The 16,965-nt window shown below is 71.5% G+C and carries 17 protein-coding genes; 8 read left to right on the forward strand and 9 right to left on the reverse strand.

From position 1 onward, the window contains the following. Window positions 1-48 precede the first annotated feature (48 nt). Both AAEP80_RS04790 and AAEP80_RS04795 read left to right on the forward strand, forming a co-directional pair. Window positions 49-1,257: a UDP-N-acetylglucosamine--N-acetylmuramyl-(pentapeptide) pyrophosphoryl-undecaprenol N-acetylglucosamine transferase gene (locus AAEP80_RS04790; protein ID WP_420366166.1), complete on the forward strand. Its 1,209-nt coding sequence runs from the start codon at window positions 49-51 to the stop codon at window positions 1,255-1,257. Beyond that, window positions 1,254-2,240, forward strand: coding sequence for an SDR family NAD(P)-dependent oxidoreductase (locus tag AAEP80_RS04795; protein WP_420366167.1), 987 nt, complete (start codon window positions 1,254-1,256; stop codon window positions 2,238-2,240). Before AAEP80_RS04790 ends, AAEP80_RS04795 begins: the two co-directional genes overlap by 4 nt. Here the strand turns inward: AAEP80_RS04795 and AAEP80_RS04800 are convergent. The 7 genes from AAEP80_RS04800 to AAEP80_RS04830 all read right to left on the reverse strand — a co-directional run bounded on the left by AAEP80_RS04800 (window position 2,237) and on the right by AAEP80_RS04830 (window position 9,562). Next, a complete protein-coding gene (locus tag AAEP80_RS04800) occupies window positions 2,237-2,593 on the reverse strand; it encodes a cation:proton antiporter (protein ID WP_420366168.1) in 357 nt (118 codons plus the stop codon). The genes AAEP80_RS04795 and AAEP80_RS04800 overlap by 4 nt on opposite strands. Continuing rightward, window positions 2,590-2,928: a sodium:proton antiporter gene (locus tag AAEP80_RS04805; RefSeq protein ID WP_420366169.1), complete on the reverse strand. Its 339-nt coding sequence runs from the start codon at window positions 2,926-2,928 to the stop codon at window positions 2,590-2,592. Before AAEP80_RS04805 ends, AAEP80_RS04800 begins: the two co-directional genes overlap by 4 nt. Continuing rightward, window positions 2,925-3,512, reverse strand: a complete 588-nt coding sequence (locus tag AAEP80_RS04810; RefSeq protein ID WP_420366170.1) for a Na+/H+ antiporter subunit E — start codon at window positions 3,510-3,512, stop codon at window positions 2,925-2,927. The genes AAEP80_RS04805 and AAEP80_RS04810 overlap by 4 nt, the downstream gene beginning before the upstream one ends. Then, on the reverse strand, window positions 3,509-5,161 hold the full coding sequence (locus AAEP80_RS04815) for a Na+/H+ antiporter subunit D (RefSeq protein ID WP_402727810.1): 1,653 nt from the start codon (window positions 5,159-5,161) through the stop codon (window positions 3,509-3,511). The genes AAEP80_RS04810 and AAEP80_RS04815 overlap by 4 nt, the downstream gene beginning before the upstream one ends. Continuing rightward, on the reverse strand, window positions 5,158-5,610 hold the full coding sequence (locus tag AAEP80_RS04820; RefSeq protein ID WP_402727811.1) for a Na(+)/H(+) antiporter subunit C: 453 nt from the start codon (window positions 5,608-5,610) through the stop codon (window positions 5,158-5,160). The genes AAEP80_RS04815 and AAEP80_RS04820 overlap by 4 nt, the downstream gene beginning before the upstream one ends. Next, window positions 5,607-8,507, reverse strand: coding sequence for a Na+/H+ antiporter subunit A (locus AAEP80_RS04825; RefSeq protein WP_420366171.1), 2,901 nt, complete (start codon window positions 8,505-8,507; stop codon window positions 5,607-5,609). The genes AAEP80_RS04820 and AAEP80_RS04825 overlap by 4 nt, the downstream gene beginning before the upstream one ends. Before the next feature lie 110 nt (window positions 8,508-8,617). Further along, the gene (locus AAEP80_RS04830; RefSeq protein WP_420366172.1) at window positions 8,618-9,562 is read right to left on the reverse strand and encodes a zinc-binding dehydrogenase; all 945 of its coding nucleotides are present in this window, start codon (window positions 9,560-9,562) and stop codon (window positions 8,618-8,620) included. Window positions 9,563-9,635: 73 nt separating this feature from the next. On the opposite strand from AAEP80_RS04830, the gene AAEP80_RS04835 reads away from it, so the two are divergent. The 6 genes from AAEP80_RS04835 to AAEP80_RS04860 all read left to right on the forward strand — a co-directional run bounded on the left by AAEP80_RS04835 (window position 9,636) and on the right by AAEP80_RS04860 (window position 15,426). Beyond that, window positions 9,636-10,049 carry a MarR family winged helix-turn-helix transcriptional regulator gene (locus tag AAEP80_RS04835; RefSeq protein WP_402727814.1) on the forward strand — a complete coding sequence of 138 codons (414 nt, stop codon included), beginning with the start codon at window positions 9,636-9,638 and terminating at the stop codon, window positions 10,047-10,049. Window positions 10,050-10,332: 283 nt separating this feature from the next. After that, entirely contained in the window at window positions 10,333-11,451 is a 1,119-nt protein-coding gene (locus AAEP80_RS04840; RefSeq protein ID WP_420366173.1) for a PQQ-dependent sugar dehydrogenase, read from the forward strand. A gap of 60 nt (window positions 11,452-11,511) precedes the next feature. Next, entirely contained in the window at window positions 11,512-12,333 is an 822-nt protein-coding gene (locus AAEP80_RS04845; protein WP_420366174.1) for an aldo/keto reductase, read from the forward strand. Window positions 12,334-12,387: 54 nt separating this feature from the next. Further along, a complete protein-coding gene (locus AAEP80_RS04850; protein WP_420366175.1) occupies window positions 12,388-13,263 on the forward strand; it encodes an SMP-30/gluconolactonase/LRE family protein in 876 nt (291 codons plus the stop codon). Between the two features lie 7 nt (window positions 13,264-13,270). After that, on the forward strand, window positions 13,271-14,422 hold the full coding sequence (gene rlmC, locus AAEP80_RS04855; RefSeq protein WP_420366176.1) for a 23S rRNA (uracil(747)-C(5))-methyltransferase RlmC: 1,152 nt from the start codon (window positions 13,271-13,273) through the stop codon (window positions 14,420-14,422). Between the two features lie 338 nt (window positions 14,423-14,760). Beyond that, the gene (locus AAEP80_RS04860; protein ID WP_420366177.1) at window positions 14,761-15,426 is read left to right on the forward strand and encodes a transglycosylase family protein; all 666 of its coding nucleotides are present in this window, start codon (window positions 14,761-14,763) and stop codon (window positions 15,424-15,426) included. A 67-nt stretch (window positions 15,427-15,493) separates the two neighbouring features. Here AAEP80_RS04860 and AAEP80_RS04865 read toward each other — a convergent pair whose 3' ends face one another. Both AAEP80_RS04865 and AAEP80_RS04870 read right to left on the reverse strand, forming a co-directional pair. Further along, complete coding sequence (locus tag AAEP80_RS04865) at window positions 15,494-16,480, reverse strand: LCP family protein (protein ID WP_420366178.1); 987 nt, start codon at window positions 16,478-16,480, stop codon at window positions 15,494-15,496. A gap of 42 nt (window positions 16,481-16,522) precedes the next feature. Further along, complete coding sequence (locus AAEP80_RS04870) at window positions 16,523-16,921, reverse strand: MarR family winged helix-turn-helix transcriptional regulator (protein WP_281266585.1); 399 nt, start codon at window positions 16,919-16,921, stop codon at window positions 16,523-16,525. Between the last annotated feature and the right edge of the window lie 44 nt (window positions 16,922-16,965).

Genomic DNA, 16,965 nt, shown 5'->3' on the forward strand with positions numbered 1-16,965 from the left:
GCTCCTCGACCTCACGTTCGGCTCACGACCGCGTCGCACCCTTGCGGCATGGTCATGCTGCACTCGAACCGCACGTCGCGCTCCGTCGCCGACGGTGCGCCGCTCCGCGTCGTCATCGCCGCCGGCGGCACCGGCGGACACGTCTTCCCCGGCCTCGCGGTCGCCGCCGCGATCGAACGACTCGTGCCCGGCGCGTCCGTCACGTTCTCGGGAACGCCGGACCGCCTGGAGGCCCGGCTCGTCCCCGCCGCCGGGTACCGTCTCGACACCACACGGATGGTGCCGTTCCCGCGTCGCGTGGACCGGCGCGCGTTCGGCTTCCCTGCGCGGTTCGTCCGGTGTGTCCTGCGCGCCCGCCGGCAACTCCGCGACCGACGGGCGGACGTCGTCGTCGGCGTCGGCGGGTACCCGAGCGTGCCGGCGATCGTCGCCGCGTGGACGCTCCGGATCCCGGTGCTCGTGCACGAGTCGAACGCGACGCCGGGGCTCGCCAACGTCCTCGCCGCACGGCTGGCCGGGAAGGTCGCGTGCGCGTTCGACCCCGACCGTGCCGGGTTCGCGCCGGGCGCCGAGGTCCGGCGCGTCGGCATCCCGATCCTCCCGGGGCTGGCGTCATGCGACCGCTCGGTGATGCGGGAACGTGCCAGGGCGGTGTTCGGCATAGCCGCCGAGGAGCGCTTCGTCGTCGTGTCCGGCGGGAGCCTCGGCGCGGTGTCGCTCGACCGGGCCGCCGTCGACCTGGCGTGCGCCCGGTCGTGGGACGGTCGGCTCCGCATGCTGGTCAAGGCGAGCGGCTCGCACGCCGCGGAGCTCGGACGGCGACTCCGCGACGGCGGGGGAGACGCGGTCGCCACGATCGTGCCGCACATCGACGACATGGCCGCCGCGTACGCCGCAGCCGACGTCGTGGTCGTCCGGGCCGGAGCCTCGACCGTCGCCGAGGTCGAGCACCTCGGTGTCCCCGCCGTCCTCGTGCCGCTGCCCGGAGCCACTGACGACCACCAGACCGCGAACGCCCGAGCCCTCGCCGCGTCCGGCGCCCGTGTCGTGGTGCTGGCCGACTCGGAACTGGACGCCCGCGCCCTGGACCGGGCCGTCTCGGAACTCGCCGTGCCCGTCGGAGCCGAACCGGGCCTCCCGGTCGCACCGATCAGCCACGCGCACCACGCGACCTCACCCCATGCGGCGGCGGCCGACGCCGTCGCCGACTGGGCGATCGAACTCGCCCGCACCGCCACGGAAAGGACCGCACGATGAACGACACGTACTGGGAGGGCCGCAGCGTCCTCGTGACCGGAGCCGAGGGCTTCATCGGCTCGACGCTCGTCGACGCCCTCGTCGAACGGGGCGCCCGTGTCCGCGCGCTCTGCCACTACAAGCCGTACGGATCGGCTGGGTGGCTCGCCCGGTATGCCGAGGACGACCGCGTCGAGGTCCTCGCGGGCGACGTGCGCGACCCGTTCCTCGTCGACTCCGCGGTCGCGGGCACGGACACCGTGTTCCACCTGGCGGCCCTCATCGGGATCCCGTACTCCTACGTCGCGCCGGAGTCGTACGTGCAGACGAACGTCGTCGGCTCGCACAACGTCGTCGCCGCGTGCCGACGCCACGGTTCCCGGATGGTGCACACCTCGACGTCGGAGACGTACGGCAGCGCGTTGCGGGTGCCGATGGACGAGACGCACCCGGCGCAGTCGCAGTCGCCGTACTCCGCGTCGAAGATCGCCGCGGACGCGATGGTGCTGTCGTACCACGCGGCCTTCGGCACGCCGGTCGCGGTCTGCCGGCCGTTCAACACGTACGGACCCCGGCAGAGTGCCCGCGCGGTGATCCCGGCGGTCCTCGGGCAGCTCGCAGCGGGGTCCGACGTCGTCCGGCTCGGCTCGACGACACCCACGCGGGACTTCACGTACGTGACCGACACGGTCGCGGGGTTCCTGGCGATCGGGGCCTCGGACGCGGCGGTCGGCCGCACGTGCAACCTCGGGACCGGGAGCGAGGTGTCGATCGGGGACCTCGCGGCGATGCTCGTCCGGGTGAGTGGCCGTCGGGCGCGGATCGTGGTGGAGGAGTCGCGCCTGCGCCCGGAGGCCAGCGAGGTCGATCGACTGCTGTCGGACAACACGCTCGTCCGGTCGCTCACCGGGTGGGCACCGCAGGTGTCGCTCGAGGACGGTCTCGCCCGCACGTGGGAGTCGGTGCGTGCGGCCTCCGGCCTGGGCACCGCCTACGTCGTCTAGGACTCGGTGTCGTCGACGAGCAGCGCCTGGTGGTCGTAGTCGCCGGAACGGACCCCGGCCCGGGCGATCATGTGCGTCGACACCGGCACCAGGAAGAGCTGGAACACCATGATCGGCAGCACGAACCAGAGCGCGGTCCACGTCCACACCGCGACGACGATCGCCGCGAGCCCGAACGCCAGCCCGAGGACCTGCGGCTTCGCCATCGCGTGCAGCCGGACGAGCGGGTCGGGGAAGCGCACGATGCCGACGCCGGCGCCGAGCGAGAGCAGCGACCCGACGAGCAGCAGCCCGACGGCGATCCATGCCCGGATGCCCGCGCCGTCGATGAAGGACTCGATGAGTTCGATCACGACTCGCCTCCTTGTCGTCGCTCCGGTGTGGTCACGTCAGTACCGTCGTCGGAGGGATCGGAGGACGGGGTCACGGCACGGGCCACGGCGATGGTCGCGAAGACGCTCGTCGCGGCGATCACCACCAGCACCGGGATCCCTGCGAGGTCCTGCCGGATCACCATGGCCGCGGCGATCACCACGAGGACGGTGGTGAGCACCATGTCGGAGCCGATCATCCGGTCGAGGATGGTCGGGCCGCGGACGATGCGGAACACGGCGAGGAGCAGGGTGGCGCCGAGCAGGGCGAGGACCACGGCGATGAGGATCCCCATCACGACGACTCCGGCACTCATCGGGTCACCTCCGGCAGGGGTTCGGACAGTTCGGAGAGGTCCTGCTTCGAGCCGAGCGCCCGGATCACCATCGTCTCGATGCCGAGTGCCTCGCGCTTGGCGTGCTCGACCTGTTCACGCCGTTCGGTGTCGAGCACGTGGAGCAGCAGCCGGCGGCGGCGGAGGTCGACGTCCGCGACGTAGGACCCCGGCACGAGCGAGACTGCGAGGGTCGCGAGGGTGAACGTCATCTCGGACGTCGTGTGCATCTGCACGAGCACGATCGAGCTGCGCCGGACGCCCCGCGGCCGGAACGCCACCCACGCGACCCGGAACGACGCGGCGACGACGAGGCCGGACCAGACGACGAGGAACCAGACGAAGTGCAGCGGGGAGAACCGGGAGGACAGCGGGACGGCCGGCAGGGGGAGGGCCTGCGTCACGAGGAGCGCGACGACGATCCCGCACAGCAGGGTCAGCGGCGTCCACGATCCCCACAGCAGTGCCCACAGCACCGTGAGTCCGAGCACGAGCGGCACGTCGTAGCGCCACGCGACGGCGATCCGTCGGGCGTTCGCGATGCGTCGGGTCCTGGCGTCGGTCACGGTCGTGCCCCCAGGACTGCCTCGACGTACTGCTGGGGGGACTCGAGCGACTCTGCCGCCCTGGTGGCGTACCCGTACAGCGGGCCGGCGACGACGGTCAGTGCCACGGAGCCGAGCACGGCGACCGTGGTGACGCCGACCAGCATGCGCGGCAGGCGGGTGCGGCCGGAGACGTGCTGCATGCTCCCGGTGACCGGATCCGTGACCGTCACCGAGCCTCCCGACAGGACCGAGCCGTCCGCCTCGGATCGGGTGACGGGTGCCGGCTCCGGCGCCCGCAGTGACTCGTGCGGCTCCGCCACCGCGACGTGCGGGGCCGCTGCCTCGGCGGCGGGCTTCGGCCGCCAAAAAGCGGCATCCCACACGCGCATCAGTGCGTAGAGGGTGAGGAGCGAGGTCACGACACCGGCGGCGATGGTCATGTACGCCAGCGGACTGCCGTCGATCGCCGCGGCGCGGAAGAGTCCGAGCTTGCCGATGAAGCCGGAGAAGGGCGGGATCCCGCCGAGGTTGAACGCCGGGATCAGGTACAGGGCGGCCAGGAACGGTGCGGCCTTGAGCAGACCGCCGAGCGACCTGGTCGAGGTGGTCCCGCCGACGCGTTCCATCAGGCCCGACACCAGGAACAGGGTCGTCTGCACGACGATGTGGTGCACCGTGTAGAACACCGCAGCCGCCGTGCCGACGACCGATCCGAGCCCGATGCCCATCACCATGAACCCGATGTGGCTGATCAGCGTGAACGACAGCAGTCGCTTCACGTCGGTCTGCGACACGGCGCCGAGCACGCCGACGATCATCGTCAGTGCGGCGACCACGAGCAGGACGGTGTTGAGCTGCGGACGCGGGAACATGATCGTCTCGAGGCGGATGATCGCGTAGATGCCCACCTTGGTCAGCAGGCCGGCGAACACCGCCGTGACCGGTGCGGGTGCGGTCGGGTACGAGTCAGGGAGCCAGAACGCCAGCGGGAACACGGCCGCCTTGATGCCGAAGCCGATGAGCAGCATCGTGTGGATGAGCAGCTGCACGTGGTCCGGCAGCGCTGCCATCCGCTCGCTGATCTGGGCGATGTTGACCGTGCCCGTCGCGCCGTAGACCAGCCCGATCGCGGAGAGGAAGATCGCCGACGCGATGAGGCTCGTCACGATGTACGTCGTACCGGCCCGCACGCGCTGCTCGCTGCCGCCGAGGGTGATCAGCACGTAGCTCGCGACGAGCAGCATCTCGAACGCCACGTAGAGGTTGAAGAGGTCGCCGGCGATGAAGGAGTCGAGGACGCCCGCCGCGAGGACGAGGTACGTCGGGTAGAAGATCGTGACCGGGGCCTCGCCGTCGTCCGCGGCCAGACCCTGCCCGATCGAGAACAGCAGGACGATGAGCAGCACACTCGCGGACACCGTGAGGAGCAACGCGCTCAACCGGTCGACGACGAGCGAGATGCCGTAGGGGGCGTCCCAGCCACCGACCTGCACGACGATGGTGCCGTGGTGGTCGACGAGCACCATCAGCGTCGCGGCGACGGCCAGCGCGATGACGAGCACGGCCACGGTGATCGCGCGCTGGATGCGCTGGTGCCGGAGCAGCCCGAGGGCGACGGCTGCACCGAGGAGCGGGACGAGGACGAGGAGCGGGACGAGGAAGGTCATCGGTGGGCCTCGTCCTGGGTCTGGTCTTCGTGGTGCCGTTCGTGGGCGGTGTCGGCTTCCGGGTCCGTGTCGGTCTCCGGGTCGTCCTCGGCCGGGGCGTCCCGTTCGTGCCGGATCGCGACGTCGGCCTCGTCCACCTCGACCTCGTCGGCGCGGGAGAGCGTCCAGGAGCGGTGGATGAGGGCGAGCAGGAACGCGCTGACGGCGAAGGTGATCACGATGGCGGTCAGGGCGAACGCCTGGGGCAGCGGGTCGGTGATGCCGTCCGACGACTTGCCGATCGGCGGGTTCCCGGCAGCGCCGGACATCACGAGCAGCAGCAGGTTGAGGGCGTTGCCGACGAGCAGGAACCCGAGCAGCATCCGCGTGAGCGAGCGTTCGAGCAGCAGGTAGACCCCGCAGGCGAAGAGGACGGCCATCGCGATGACGAGGACGAGGGTGATGGTCATGCGGTCACCTCTTGCTGTTCGCGGTCGTCGGGGTTGCCCTCGATCGAGTCGGACGTCGGGGTACTGGAGTCCTCGAGCCGCTGCCGGTCGACCTCTGCGCCGAGGCTCCGCAGGACGTCGAGCACCAGGCCGACGACGACGAGGTACACACCGATGTCGAAGAACGTCGCCGTGACGAACTCGACGTGCCCGAGGATCGGGACCGTGGCCTCGAAGAACTCCGAGTACAGGGCTTCCCGGCCGAAGAACAGCGGCACGATCGCGGTGATCGCGGCCGTCGCGACCCCCAGGCCGAGCAGCCGGCCGGCACGGATCGGAGCGGCGGCGCCGAGTTCGGCGGGGCCACCGGCCAGGTAGCGGGCCGCGAGCGCGATGCCCGCGACGAGGCCGCCGGCGAACCCGCCACCGGCGGCGTTGTGCCCGGCGAACAGCAGGTAGACGGACAGGACGATGAGCCCGTGGAACAGCAGTCGGACGACGACGTCGAGCAGCGCGGAGCGACCGGTCGGGAGCGCGGCGCTCGTCGGCAGCCAGGCGCGGGGCTCGCCGTCCGGGCGGTGCTTGTCGCCCGCGACGACGCTCGGCAGGTCGCGGAGTCGGGGGAGCGTGTCCTCGCGGGAGTTCACGAAGATCAGGCTCGCGACACCGGTGGCCGCGGCGACGACCACGGTGAGCTCACCGAGCGTGTCCCAGCCACGGAGGTCGACGAGCGCGACGTTCACCACGTTCAGTCCGTGTCCGAACGAGCTCGTCAGCGCGGGGAGGTCCGGCCAGATCGGCTTGGCCGACCGAGCAGAGGCGGCGACGATGACGACGACCGCCAGGGTGGCGCCCGCGAGTGCGGCGAACAGGGCGCGGAGCACCCGGAAGCGCGAGGGGTTCGCCGTCGCGATCCTCGGGGGGAGGCGGCGGAGCACCAGGACGAAGGCGATGAGCGTCACCGTCTCGACGACGAGCTGCGTGAGGGCGAGGTCCACGGCGCCGTGCAGGACGAACAGCACGGACATGCCGTAGCCCGTGACACCGACGAGCACGGCCGCGGCGAACCGTGTCTTCGCGGTGAGGACGGCGATCGCGGCGATCGACATCACGATCACGACCGGGATCTGGCCCCACGAGTCGGCGAAGCGCACGTGGAACTCCCACGGCCCGCCGAGCGCGAGGTTGACGAGGGCACCGGCGACGAACACCGACAGGATGACCGTCAGGTAGTAGGGGAGCGAGCCCCGCTGGAGGGCGGCGGTGACACCGGTGGCGGCCCGGTCGAGCCCGCGCATGAGGTGTCGGTAGGTGTTCGCGGCGCTCGGGAACCCGGCGAGGCGGTGCTGGAGCGCCTCGACCTGCGTGCGAGCGGCGAAGAGCGCCAGGCCGCCGATGAGCGTGATCGCGGAGATGCCGAGCGCCGGCTCGAGTCCGTGCCAGAGCGCCAGGTGCGGCACGGCTTCCCCGGACATCGACGCGGCGGCAGCGGCTGGTTCGATCCCGTGCGCCACGACCGGCGTGAGGAGTCCGAGCGCGAGGCCCGTGAGGCCGAGGATCGAGGGCACGACCCCGAGACCGTGCAGCGCGTGCGGCTCGGTCTGCTCCACCCCGGGCTTGCGGGCGAAGGCGCCCCAGAGGAAGCGCAGCGAGTAGGCGACGGTGAGGACGGACCCGACGGTGACGCCGACGAGCGCGAACCACGCCCACCCGGACCCTGGGCCGTGCAGCGCTTCGACGAGCCCGGTGAGGACGGCTTCCTTCGCCACGAACCCGATCATCGGCGGGATGCCGGCCATCGACAGGAGCGCCAGGACGGCGACGGTCGCGAGCCACGGGAGCTTCCGGCCGAGCCCGGACAGATTGCCGAGGTCCCGGGTGCCCGTGACGTGGTCGATCGTCCCGACGACCAGGAACAGCGTCGACTTGAACGCGGCGTGGGCGACGAGCAGCGCGACCCCGCCGAGGGCGATCGCGGGCGTGCCCCAGCCGGCGGCGAGCACGAGGAACCCGAGCTGGGCGACCGTGCCGTACGCGAGCAGCAGCTTGAGGTCGGTCTGGCGGAGCGCCCGGTACCCGCCGATCACCATGCCGAGCACACCGAGAAGGGTGATCGTCTCGCGCCAGCCCTCGAGCAGCGCGAACGCCGGGGCGAGGCGGGCGACGAGGTAGATGCCGGCCTTGACCATCGCCGCGGCGTGCAGGTAGGCGCTCACCGGTGTCGGCGCGGCCATCGCGGCCGGGAGCCAGAAGTGGAAGGGGACGATCGCGGACTTCGTCAGGGCACCGGCGAGGATCAGCACCACCGACACCGTGACGACCGTGCCGGTCGGGGCCTGCGCGACGATGGCGGACAGCTGCGTCGTGCCGGCCGTGACGGACAGGATGACGAGGCCGGCGAGCATCGCCAGGCCGCCGGCCGTGGTGACGACGAGCGCCTGCATCGCAGCGGCGCGGCTCGCCCGCTTGACGGCGTCGTGGCCGATGAGCAGGTAGGAGAAGACGGTGGTCGCTTCCCACAGGACGAACAGCACGATGACGTCGTCGGCGATCACCAGGCCGTACATCGACCCGGCGAACGCGGTGAGGACCCCGGCGAACCGGCCGAGCCCGGGTTCCTTCGGGCCGAAGTACGACGCGCAGTACACGAGCACGAGCGCGCCGACGATCGTCACCACGAGCGCGAGGACCCACGACAGTGCGTCGACCCGGAGCGCGATCGACAGGTCGAGTTGCGGGATCCACTGCACCGACGAACGGACGCCCCCGTGCAGGGCCCGGTCGGTCTGCGCGATGGTCAGGACCGCAGCAGCTGCCGGCGCGAGGGCGGCGACGTAGAACACACGGCGCCCGAGCAGGGGCGTCAGCACGGGGACGAGGAGCGCGACGACCCCGAACGCGACGAGGACGGTGACCATGGGGCGCCTCCTCGGGGTCGGGCGTGCAAGTCCGGCTCTGGGTGGCTCTCAGGCTACCGAGAGCCGGATGGGGAGAACCTGAACGACCGGACAGGATGACCCACCGAGGATCAGACTTCGAGCACCACTCTGCTCGTCCCGGTGTCGACCTGTCCGGCCCATGCGTCCGCGACGGTCCGCATCGGCAGCGCGGTCGCATCGACCGTGATGGTGCCGTCCGCGATGGCGCCGACGATGCCCGGGAGCTCGGCGACGAACCCGGACGTCCCCACCGATCCCTGCCCGCTGCCGACGATGGTGAGGCCGGACGCCCGGAGCGCTGCGGACGGGATCGGAGCCTCCTGGCCGGCCGTCGACCCGATCGCGATCCAGTCGAGGCGCTCGCCGCGAGCCTCGCGGGCGGTGACGAGCGTCCGCATGACCGCGGCGGCGGGCGCACCCCAGACGTAGTCGATGACGACGTCCACGTCGGACGCCGCGCGGCCGATCGCCTCGACGTCGTCGAGCGGGACGACGACGTCCGCGCCGAGCGCGGGGAGTCCGGCGAGCCGCTCCGCACTGCGGCCGCTCGCGACGACGTGGGACGCCCCGAGGTGCTTCGCGACCTGCACGGCGGCACGGCCGGATGCCCCGGTCGCGCCGAGCACGAGCACCCGCGCCCCGTCCGGGAACGCGATGCGGCGACGGAGCGCCACCCACGACGACATCACCGGGTTGACGCCGGCTGCGACCCGGGCGGGGTCGGCGCCGTCCGGCAGGACGACACTCGCGCGGGGGTCCACCGCGGTGCGTTCGGCCATCGAGCCCCTGGTGTCGGACTGCACGGCGAAGTAGCGGAGCGTGCCGTCCGGGAAGCGCCCGACGCCGTCCACGCCCGGGATGAGGGGGAGCGCGCCCTCGCTCGTGTAGTGCGACCCGTCCGCCTGCGACCGGACGCGGGGGTGCAGGCCGGCGGCGACGACGTCGACCACGACCTCCTCGCCACGGGGTTCGGGCTCCGGGAACTCGGTCCACGTGGGTGCCGAGTCGAACTGTGTGACGACCGATGCGTGCATGACTGTCTCCAATTGGTTCGTGTTACGAATCAAAATAGTTCGCACAGCGAAGTTCGTCAAGTAGGCTCAGTCCATGGACACCACGGAGCAGGACCGCCTCGTCGACGCCCTCGGCCACGCTGCGTTCACGACCATGGGCTCGCTGACCGGGCTGGCGGCCGACGCCGGGTTGTCCCTGACGCAGCTCCGGGTGCTCGCGATCCTGCGTGACCGCCGCCTGCGGATCGGCGACCTGGCCGAGTACCTCGGGCTCGAGAAGTCGACGATGACCGGCCTCGTCGCCCGTGCTGAGAAGAAGGAACTGCTCGCGCGCGTCCCGAACGCGGACGACGCGCGCGCGGTCGACGTGGTGCTCACCGACCGCGGGCACGAGGTGGCCGCCGCGCTCGAGGCGGCCATGCGTGACGCGCTCCTGCCGCTCACCGAGCGGTTGCCGTCGGCGGACCGCCGTCGGCTCCGCGAGCTGCTGGAGCGCATGCTGCGCTGACGTGCGCGGGTCCGGCAGGTGCTCTGGTCGCGCCACCGCCGGACGGGAGGCTCGTGCCGGCGCCGCCACGAGCCTCCCGTCCGGTGGCCGGCCACGCGCCTGCAACTGTTGCGGACGCGTGGGGACGACAAGACCGATGTCGTACGACATCGACGCTGTCGTTCCGAGTCGGGTGGAGGGAACGCGGGTGGGGTGGAGGGAACGCGGGTGTGTGTGGAAACGCGAGTGCGGGAGGGGGACGCGTGCACACGGGCTCGCAACCGCGGCGCGTACTGTGCGCGCCATGCGCACCCGGACCGCAGCACCGATCGCGTCGTTCGCCCTGCTCGTCCTGGCGCTCGCCGGCTGCACCGCCGGGTCGGACGCCGACGAGTCGACCACACGCCGCAGCGCCACCGTGGGGCCGGCGCCGACCGACCTGGCCACCGGCGAGGTCGCACCCACCGGAGCCGTCTCGGACGTCGCGACGGACCTCGACGCGCCGTGGTCGGTGGTGCTCACCGACGACGACGTCCCGCTCGTCAGCCTGCGGGACTCCGGGGACGTCCTCGAACTCGGGGACGACGGCGACACCCGCACGGTCGGCTCGATCGAGGGTGTCCGGCACGGCGGCGAGGGTGGGCTGCTCGGCCTCGCACTGCACGACGACGACCTGTACGTGTACTCGACGGGGGAGGGCGGCAACCGTGTCGAGCGCTACCCCCTCACCGGCGGCGCGGGGTCGTACGCCCTCGGCGATGGGGCGACGGTCATCGACGACCTGCCCGCGAACAGCTTCCACAACGGCGGGCGCATCGCGTTCGGCCCCGACGACATGCTCTACGTGACGGTCGGCGACGCCGGCAACCGGTCGGAGGCGCAGGACCGGGACTCCCTCGCCGGCAAGATCCTGCGGCTCACGCCGACAGGGGCGGTCCCTGCCGACAACCCGTTCGACGGCTCCCCGGTGTGGTCGCTCGGGCACCGGAACGTGCAGGGGCTCGGGTGGGCCTCCGACGGCACGATGTTCGCGTCCGAGTTCGGCGAGAACACCTGGGACGAGCTCAACGTCATCGAACCCGGTGCCGACTACGGCTGGCCCGAGGTCGAGGGCACCGGTGGCGCCGATCAGGGTTTCGTCGACCCCGTGCAGCAGTGGCGGACCTCCGACGCCAGCCCGTCCGGCCTCGCGGTGGTCGATGACACCGTGTTCATCGCGAACCTCCGCGGCGAGGTGCTGCGGTCGGTGCCCGTGTCCGACCCGTCGACGTCGCGGGAGTGGTTCGCCGGGACGTACGGGCGTCTGCGCACGGTGCTCGCCGGCCCGGAAGACACGCTCTGGTTCGTGACGAACAACACCGACGGCCGCGGCAGCGCCGGTACCGGCGACGACCGGATCCTGTCGGTCGCACTGACCGACTGACCGACTGACCGACTGACCGGCTGGCGGACCGACGCGCGGCGCGCGCGTACCGTCTGGACCATGCCTGCTCTCACCGACACGTTCGTCATGTCCAACGGCCTGCACATCCCGAAGATCGGGTTCGGCACCTGGCAGATCCCACCGGGCTCCGAGGCCTACGACGCCACCCGCGTCGCGCTCGACGCCGGCTACCGCCACATCGACACCGCGGCCGCCTACGGCAACGAGGCCAGCGTCGGCGAGGCCGTCCGCGACAGCGGCGTCCCGCGCGACGAGGTCTTCATCACCACGAAGCTCCCGGCCGAGATCAAGACCGCGGCCGGCGCCCGTGAGGCCTTCGCGGCCTCGACGGCGGCGCTCGACCTCGGCGTCGTCGACCTCTACCTGATCCACGCGCCGTGGCCCTGGAGCGACATGGGCAGCGACCACCGCGCGGGCAACGTCGAGGTGTGGAAGGTCTTCGAGGAGCTCTACGACGCCGGCAAGACGAAGTCGATCGGTGTCTCGAACTTCGTCGTCGCGGACCTCGAGCACCTCCTCGCGAACACCGACGTCACCCCGCACGCCGACCAGATCCGCTGGTTCATCGGCAACACCCAGGACGACACGACGGCCTTCTGCGCCGAGCACGAGATCCTCGTCGAGGGGTACTCGCCGCTCGCCACCGGCGGCCTGCTGTCGAACACCGCGATCGAGGAGATCGCCCGGAAGTACGACAAGTCCGTGGCACAGGTCGCCATCCGCTACCTGCTCGAGAAGGACGTCCTGCCGCTGCCGAAGTCCACGACCCCGTCCCGCATCGCGGAGAACGCCGACGTCGACTTCGTCCTGGCACCGGAGGACGTCGCGACTCTCGACGCGCTGGAGGACACCACGGAGTGACCGCGAGTGGCGCCGGGACGGGGTCGTAGGCTCGTGGTGTTCGAAGGAGAACCCATGACGTCGATCACCGACCTCGTCCCGGACCCCGCCGCGCTCGAGCGCATCGCGACCGGCAGCACCTGGGCAGAGGGGCCGTGCTGGATCCCCGCCACCCGGACGCTGCGCTGGTCGGACATCCCGGGCGACCGGATCCTGCAGTGGCACGCGGACACCGGTGCGACCGACGAGTACGCCACCGCCGTCGAGTTCACGAACGGCCGGACACTCGACCGCGACGGCAGCGTCGTGCAGTGCTCGCACGGGAACCGCCGCGTCGAGCGCGATCGGGACGGTGTCGTCGAGGTCATCGCCGACGGCTGGAACGGCGTCCGGCTGAACTCCCCGAACGACGTCGTCGTCTCGCGGGACGGTGCCGTCTGGTTCACCGACCCGGCGTACGGCATCACCCAGCCGCGCGAGGGACATCCGGGCGAGCGCGAGTACGGCGACCACTGGGTGTTCCGCTGCGGCCCCGACGGCGCTGACCTGCGCCCGGTGGTGCTCGACGCCGACGAGCCGAACGGGCTGGCGTTCGACCCGTCCGAGCGTGTGCTCTACCTCGCGAGCTCGTCCGGCGAGCGTCCGGTCATCCGCGCGTACGACGTCGACGGACACCGCGTGAAGAACGGCCGGGTCTTCGCCACACTCGCGCCAGGTGAAGGCGCACCGGACGGCATCCGCGTGGACACCGACGGCAACGTGTGGTCGTCGTCGCACGCGGGCATCGTCGTGTTCGCCCCCGACGGAACCCGCATCGGCGAGGTCCCCGTCCCCGAGGTCGTCGCGAACCTCTGCTTCGGCGGCGACGACGGGACGACCCTCTTCATCGCGGCGAGCACCTCGATCTACCGCATCGCCACGCGGGCGAGGGACGCCGCTGCCGTATCCTGACCGGGCCATGCAGTGCGACTACTTCGACCGCGGGGTGTGCCGCTCGTGCACGCTCATGGGGCAGCCGTACGCCGAGCAGGTCCTCGACAAGGAGCTCCGGACGCGCGAGCTCCTGCACGACGCGGTCGAGGCCGCCGGGGGCCCCGGCAGCGTCGAGTGGCTCCCCGCGGTCACCAGTCCGGAGTCCGGGTACCGGAACAAGGCGAAGATGGTCGTCGGCGGGTCGACCGAGCACCCCACGATCGGGATCCTCGACCACCGGCAGCGCGGGGTCGACATCCGGCATTGCGGGATCTGCACGCCTGGGATCCGGCAGGCGCTCCCCGTCCTCGCGGAGTTCGTCACGTCCGCCGGGCTGATCCCGTACGACGTCGCCGCACGGCGGGGTGAGCTCAAGTACGTCCTCGTCACCGAGTCGCCGGACGGCGAGCTCATGGTCCGGTTCGTCCTGCGCTCCGAGGGGCAGCTCGCCCGGCTCCGCTCGCGGCTCGGCGACCTGCTGCTGGCGCTGCCGGACGCGGTGGTCGTCACCGCCAATCTGCTGCCGGAGCACAAGGCCGTCACCGAGGGGGACCGCGAGATCGTCCTCACCGAGCAGGAGACACTGCCCATGCGCTTCGGCGACGTGACGATGCACCTGCGCCCGCAGAGCTTCTTCCAGACCAACGCGCACGTCGCGTCCGCGCTGTACATGCAGGCGTCGGCATGGATCGACGAGGTCGCACCGGCGTCGATGTGGGACCTCTACTGCGGTGTCGGTGGCTTCGCCCTGCACGCCGCCCGCCCTGGTCGTGCCGTGACCGGCATCGAGACCAGCGTCGAGGCCATCCGGTCCGCGAAGCAGTCGGCACGAGAAGCCGGGCTGGTGGACGTCCGGTTCGCAGCGGACGACGCGACCGAGCACGCGCTCCGGTCCCGACCCGACCTGGTGCCCGAGCTGGTCGTGGTCAACCCGCCACGACGGGGCATCGGTCAGGCGCTGTCGGAGTGGATCGAGACGTCCGACGTCGAGCACGTCGTGTACTCCAGCTGCAACCCGGTGACCCTCGCGAAGGACCTCGCGCGGATGCCGTCGCTGCGGCTGCGCCGCGCGCGGGTCCTCGACATGTTCCCGCAGACCGGCCACCTCGAGGCGGTCACCCTCCTCTCCCGCGTCTGACGGGATCCGGTCCGGACCACGGCCGGACGGGAGGCACCGGTCGGTGCCGCCACAAGCCTCCAGTCCGGCCTTGCCAGGGGATTCGGATGTTCGTGTACCCGGGTACAGCGGATCGCCGCGTCCGCGGCGATCCGCGCGTACAGGTTCGGCGGAGGGGGACGACCGCCGATGGGTAGAACCATTTGTCTCAGTTTGATAACGACGCGGAGTTTCCTATGGTGGCCGACCGTGACGCCGGCGCGAACCGCTGCCCCCGGCGACACCTCAACAGACCGCGATCGGTCGGGGTGGGCAGCGAGGACGTCGGAAACGGCGGGCGGCCCCGGTGGAGCAACAACATGAAGAAGACCACTCGTACCCGCGCCGTCCTCGGCGGACTCGCCTTCGCCGGCATCGCCGCGGCAGGCGTCGGGCTGTCGGCCCCGGCCAACGCGGCCGACGGATCCACGTGGGACGCCCTCGCGCAGTGCGAGTCCGGCGGCAACTGGGCCATCAACACCGGCAACGGCTACTACGGCGGCCTGCAGTTCACGCAGGGCACCTGGGCCGCGAACGGCGGTACCGGCAGCCCGGCGAACGCCAGCCGCGAGACGCAGATCGCCGTCGCCGAGCACGTCCTCGCCTCGCAGGGTTGGGGCGCATGGCCCGCCTGCTCCGCGAAGCTCGGGCTGAGCGGCACGACCGGTGCCGCCCCTGGCGCGATCCCGCAGCAGCAGGCGGCACCGGCACCGGCTGCGCCCGCTCCTGCTGCCCCGGCGCAGAAGGCTGCACCGTCGACCACGAGCACTGCTCCGAAGGTCACGGCCCCGGCCGTGCCGTCGAAGCCGGCCGCCGTGCCCACCAGCGGGAAGACCTACCAGGTCGTCTCCGGTGACACGCTCGACTCGATCGCCACGAAGCTGGGCATCGACGGCGGCTACAACAAGCTGTGGGCCGCGAACACGACCACGATCGACAACGCGAACCTGATCTACGCGGGTCAGACGCTGCAGCTCCCGGCCTGATCCCGGTCGACCGATCACCACACGAACGCCCCCGTGACACTCGTCGCGGGGGCGTTCGGTGCTCCGGCTAGTGCGGGTTGTCCTGCAGCCAGCGGCCGAGGTCGTCGGATCGGAGCGCCGACGACAGCGACTGCACCGCGCCGGTGTCGACCGCGACGTAGGACTGGCCGTCAGCGGACGTCCCACCGCCGGCGGTGGGCAACGTGAACGTCTGCAGGTCGCTCGGACGGACGTCGCGGAGGGACCAGCCGAGCCCCACGAGGGTCTGGAAGTCCAGGCCGGCATCCACCGACAGGTACTTGCTCGTCGCCGTGACGAAGTCCTGGACGCGTCCGGGGTTCGTGATCGTGCCCTTCGAGAGCACCCCGTCGACGATGCCGCGCATGAACGCCTGCTGGTTCTCCACGCGGGTGTGGTCGGCATCGGCAAATGCGTGCCGTTCGCGGACGAACGTCAGCGCCTGGGCGCCGTCGAGTCGGTTGGCTCCGGCGACGAAGTGCTGCCCGCGGACGGTGAAGTCCTTCGGTGACTGCACCGTGACGCCGCCGAGCGCGTCGGTCATCCCCTCGAAGCCGGCGAAGTCGATCTCGGCGACGTGGTCGATGCGGACGTCGAGGAGCTGTTCCACCGTCTGCACCGTCAGCGGGACGCCACCCCACGATGAGGCGGCGTTGATCTTCGCGGTGCCGTGGCCGGGGACGTCGACCCACGAGTCCCGCATGATCGACATCAGGTACACGGCCTTCCGGTCGGCCGGGACGTGGGCGAGCATCAGGGTGTCCGACCGGCCGCCGCTCGCGGTGCCTGCGCCGCTCCTGGAGTCGGAGCCGATCAGCAGGATGTTCTCCGCGCCGTCGGTCGCCGCCGGGCGGTCCGCCTTCGGGAACGCGTCCGCGATGACGTCCGAGTTGCGGTCGTAGCTGCGCGCGAGGCCGCCGATGAAGACGCTGGCGACCACGGCGATGACCGCCGCGATGCCGACGAGTGCGCCGACGGTCGCGATGAGGGCGACGAGGAAGGGGCGGCGACGACGGGCAGTGCGGCGACGAGGCATGCCACCGATGCTACGGCATGTGGTATGTCACGTGTGATATGGTCAGGATCTGTGGAGGATCCGCCCCAGCGCTGCGCGCAGATCGGGATCGTCCGGCAGGACCTCGCGCTCGATGTGCCGTGCGGTGTCCCACATCGTGCGCCCGTGCTCCGTGACGGTGACGACCCGGCGGCGACGGTCGGCGGGGTGTGGGCCGCGCTCGATCATGCCGTCGCGCTCGAGGCGCTCGAGCGTCCTCGACATCGTCTGCGGTTGGACCCTGGCTGTGCGGGCGAGGGTGTCCGCCCCCGTCGGCCCCGTGCGGATGACGATGTCGAGTGCGATCAGCGCGGCGTGCGGCAGGCCGATCGCGCGGAGTCGCTCGTCCCAGTCGCGTTCGACCGAGCGGGCCGCGGCGGCGAGCAACCGGCCCAGGGGCCACTCGGCGGGGGCGTCGTCCATGGTTGGAGTCTACGGTTCGTGCTGATGTCGTTCTTCTAGTAATC

The organism is Curtobacterium sp. L3-7 (genome assembly GCF_048756585.1).
Lineage (GTDB): Bacteria > Actinomycetota > Actinomycetes > Actinomycetales > Microbacteriaceae > Curtobacterium.